General features: G+C 42.6%; 3 protein-coding genes. All 3 read right to left on the reverse strand.

All coding sequences use genetic code 11. The features are described 5' to 3' along the window. Positions 1 to 219: 219 nt before the first annotated feature. Positions 220 to 1,269: a phytanoyl-CoA dioxygenase family protein gene (locus Q5Y71_RS16310; protein ID WP_306043145.1), complete on the reverse strand. Its 1,050-nt coding sequence runs from the start codon at positions 1,267 to 1,269 to the stop codon at positions 220 to 222. A 141-nt stretch (positions 1,270 to 1,410) separates the two neighbouring features. Further along, a complete protein-coding gene (locus tag Q5Y71_RS16315; protein WP_306043146.1) occupies positions 1,411 to 3,462 on the reverse strand; it encodes a capsular polysaccharide biosynthesis protein in 2,052 nt (683 codons plus the stop codon). Continuing rightward, positions 3,453 to 4,421 (reverse strand): glycosyltransferase family 1 protein, encoded by a 969-nt coding sequence (locus Q5Y71_RS16320; RefSeq protein WP_306043147.1) that lies wholly within the window; start codon positions 4,419 to 4,421, stop codon positions 3,453 to 3,455. Before Q5Y71_RS16320 ends, Q5Y71_RS16315 begins: the two co-directional genes overlap by 10 nt. Positions 4,422 to 4,640: the final 219 nt, after the last annotated feature.

The following is a 4,640-nucleotide window of genomic DNA, read 5'->3' on the forward strand; positions in this document are numbered from 1 at the left end:
CTATATACAGGTGAATTACTTCTATAGCGACTGCTTCAAAACGTTCTATATGTCGGTCAATCACAAAAACCCATGCCTGCTGTAAACCTGCATTCAAGGAATCATTTCACAAATAATAGATTTGCCAGGCCAATCAAAGTGCGTGCATTGATTATTATTTTTTAGTTTGAAATCATATAATACCGTTTTGCCCATGAGTGCATTTTATTTTTATGGGTCTTAAACTGAGTCTTGGATCCGTGTAAATCTTCCAAAGAAAGTATTTAGCTCTCCACTGGCAATTTTGCGCTTGTCCAATCTTTGTAAAACCTTTCCCCAACCCCATTCAAACAACCTTCCCGTGTATTTTGGACAAGGGGTAAACAGTGGGTTGAAGGGGTTATCCCGTGCCTGCATCCAGATTGTCATTCGGTTGGATTTCGCACTGGCCTCACCACGGCGATGAAACCCGAACACATTGGCTATTACAAGCGTGTTGGGAGGCACACACAGTTTCTCAACCGACAGCCCCATCTTAGCAAGTTCAAGATCACTGACCCGAAATGACCCATCCCAATATCTTCCCTTGTCGCGAAGTGCGCCTTTTTGACATGCCTTCAGGCTCTGCCTGTATTCCCACTTTAAACGCCCCCAGGAAAGGCGATGAGAGCCTGGTACATAAATATAGGGCCCGTTTTGGTCGTCGGTGCCGTCAATATACAACCAGGCTTTCACACAGGGGTGGAATGTATCGGCATGCATATCCCGCTGTGGATCAGGGCGGGGCGTTACATTGGCATGATTGCATAGATTTTCTATGAAAAAAAAGGGGGGACGATTTTTAGAGGAGCTGTAGCGCATCAACCTATCAAGATAGGGATTGTCCGCTAGCTGACAAAATTCCGGTGCCTGTAGTCTGCTGGCGTAATCCATAAAAACACGCTGCGTCAAAGTTGTCCCCTCAACAACTTCGCGTATCATCCCCTTATAGCTATTGAGTTCAACAGAAAGGTTAGTGAACTGCGCCTCCGGTAAAAAATTCTTTTTCAGGATAAACCCTTTTTCAAGAAAGTCTTTTCTATCTTTTTCAGGCACCAATGGGGACAAGAGTAAAAGGCGCAACCTGAACAGCAGATGGGCCACTACGACCCTGATTACATGCAATCCACAACGATTTAACCAATAGCTCCCTATAAGTGGATTGTTCTTAAAGCTTTTACCCCAACTAAAAATTTCAAAAACCCATTTTGGCAATTTCCAGACCAAATCTATGAAATTACGAATTCGCATAAACCCTTCATCCCAGGATAAATATAGTAAAATTCCACACCAGTATTTTTTATAGGGAAGTTATAAAAAATTCACATAAAGAAAGTTAACTTATACCCTCACCACTCTTTATCGACATAAGCTGAAATCAGGAATAAATCCCTATTTAAAAAGATATTTATTCCGGTACCAACGATAGATTTTCTGAACAACTCCGGCTGGACCTGTTGTATTCCTGTTATTATCCAGCAGCTCTACCGCTGTCTCTACATCAATATATTCTCCCGAAGAGGGATCTATATAAAATGGATAGAGAATCAGGGTTCCGGCGATTAGTTCATCCAAAGTCAGCCTTCGAATTCTTCTGGCTTTGAAGGCTTCAAGATCAATGTCAGCCAAGACTTCACCAGTAAGGAGTTTATCGTCTGTTAGGCCCCAGCCTGCATAAAAAGGCAATCCATAGGTCACTACTTTCAGACCACGCAATAATGCCTCAAAACCTGTCAAAGAACTCAATGTATGAACTTCATTTACCTGCTTGAGCAATACAGACATTTCGATATTTTGAATCAAGCGATCATAAACTGCCTCTGAGTCAGGCTGCAGTGCTCCCAAACGAGCTCCTACTTCAACATCTGGGTGGGGCTTGTAGAGTATATAGGCATCGGGGTTTTCAGATCTGACCTTTTTCAACAGAGATTGATTGCTTTTTATGCTCGGTGATCCAAAAGCAATCGATGCATCACTCTCAACCTGCCCTGGTACCAGTATGATTTTTCGATCTCGGGGAAAACTAAAAGAATCCAACCCACCAGAGCTTCCAACGTTATATTTACTGATACCCTTTTCAAGAATCATTTTTTGTAATTTTTTAGCACGATTAATTAGCGTAAGAGAGAATTCTTTTTTATTCAACAATATCTCTAAATCACTGGAACAGTGGGCATCAAAGTAAATCCCCCTTGCATCAAATACCAACGATATAGGAGCAACCAGATCTGCACCCAGACCAACTGAGCGTAGAAACCCATCTTCAGCCTGCCAGAGGTTTAATCCAGACTTCTCACAGTTGTTGCGTAATTCTTCCGTAACACTGCTGGCCCATACAAGCGCATTCACGCCCTCAGTGGCCTTGTGTATTTTCTGAAAATTACTTATAAACTGTATGTTTTTACGTCGTCCCAAAAAATCAGCAATAAACCGCCGCTTCCAGGATGAGAAACCTACCCCTACCCAACGTCCATTCAAATGGGAGAGTGTGCGTTTTTGCTCAGTAATTAAACGGACAGTATCCTCAAATTTGCAAGAGCGGCCAGTATAAGGGTTGATATAGCGGCAATAGAGATAATAGGCTGCAAAAAAAACCTGAGCCAGGGAACGTGAGACATTTCGACGGTTCAATTTTTGACGGTCTTTGGTTAATCCCCATCCCGCATAAAAGGGAATACCAAAGCAGTGCACTTCCTTTCCGGCAATCAATGCATCGAATCCCAACTGGCTAGTGACGACATAAACTTTTTCTATATCATCAAATAATGCCCAGGGGGAAATATCTTCTGTAATTACGCGACAACCCTGCTTGTGAGCCTGGCCGAGTAAATATCCCTTTTTTTTACCTGCAATTACATCCGGGTGTATCTTTACACAAATTTCTGCATGCGGATTTTCCCGTATTGCGGAATCCAACATGGTATAAAACTGTTGCCTGGAGCCATAGCCAGCTTGTACAGAGATATCATTATATGTTTGGTCCACCACCAGCACACGCTTCTGTTTGCTGGCCCAGCTTACGGGTAAATCTGCAGAGTTATTATACTTTGACAGGCGATAATGCTTGAGAAGCTCTATTCCCCTATTCGCTCTCTTAATATCTTCTTGGCTAAAATCCGCCTCTTTGATAAGGTTTTCCAGGTCACTGGCTTGTGTGGCATCATAATATATTCCCGTATTATCCACTACGAGGCTATGGGGCAATGAACCTTCAACACCAAGCCCCAAAGAACGTAAAAATCCATCCTCAATACAGATATAAGGCAAATGATATTTATTGGCGATTTTTTTCGCTTTAATTGCAGTATCCTTGAGCCCCCAACCAACCATATGGGTTATTTCATTACCAGGGTAAAAGGGGATATAGCGGCACTGTGCCCTGAGAAACTGATCCAGATTTTTCAAACGACGCAAGCCGAGGGAGCAATAACCAACTACAGGCACTGTCGTGCCTCCTCTAACATACGCTGACGCAAGCTTTGATCTTCTGCCAAGCGTAATATGGCTTCTACCCAGACCTCTGGTTCCATTGGTAATAACAAACCATTTTCCTCATGCCTGACCACTGTGGCATAAACAGAACCTTCTGTGTATATTCCTACGGCGCCCGCCTGGGTAATATCAAAAAACTTGGTGTGTGATCTTGCCCGGTTGAAAGGGGTATCAAGCAAGGGTGCCAAACCTATATGGCGGCCAGGCCGCCGAATTAAAGACCGGTATGCCGGCCACCTCATTGGATACAGTACTTGGACCCTGGACAAACTGCGAAAGAGCTTATTAACCCTTTTGTCACCTATGACCTCAAAAATCATATTTTGGTTTCTTTGTAAGGATTCCTCAATGATCGGATATAGCCAGCACAGATCTTTATAGTGTGAAGCAGAACCATGGTAAAAAACAGTCTGCGGTTCATCGACTTCGAAATTAATAGGCTGTGCCTTCAGCAGGATTGGTTCCCATTCTGTATATTTCTGTTGTAGCCAGGGGGTAGACACCAGCAGTTTAGCACCTATAGATCGCAGCCACCGCTGATTTAACCAACTATAACGCAGGAGTTTGGCCTGGTATCGCAACGGCATGTCGCCAAAGGATCGCCAGCTTAACAGATCATCGTCCATAAAAAGGTAAATTGCGGAAATAGAACTCCGATATTTTTCGATCACAGCCTTCCAAGCTGGGGGCACATAGCGCACAAAAAGAATGGTTGCCCCTTTAAGTTTTTCTTTTGGAGGAATCTGGCCAAACGATACACGCTCGAATTGTATTTTATTTTTATGCAAGTAGGGAAGCACAAAATAATCTGTAGAGGGATTTTCTCCCTCCTCCACAACAAAATATTGGATATTTTTCTCCAAAACCAAAACATCAAGATTTAAATAAAAAATAGAAAAAAGTACCAGCACTTAAAAAATCTTATTCACCAGGACTTCTTTCCGGCAAACCCTTAAAACCATCACATTTCATTCTTCCTCCCTACATATGCTCACAGATACGCTAGTAGCGCAGCAATACCAATGCCCTCTGCAGAATCAGTCTGAAACCTGTAATAGATGCATCCTCAAATTATTCTTTAAAATCGCACACTTTTCAAATTTTTTAATTTTCCTATGGATTTATATAGA

The organism is Microbulbifer sp. 2205BS26-8, from assembly GCF_030731025.1.
Taxonomy (GTDB): domain Bacteria; phylum Pseudomonadota; class Gammaproteobacteria; order Pseudomonadales; family Cellvibrionaceae; genus Microbulbifer; species Microbulbifer spongiae.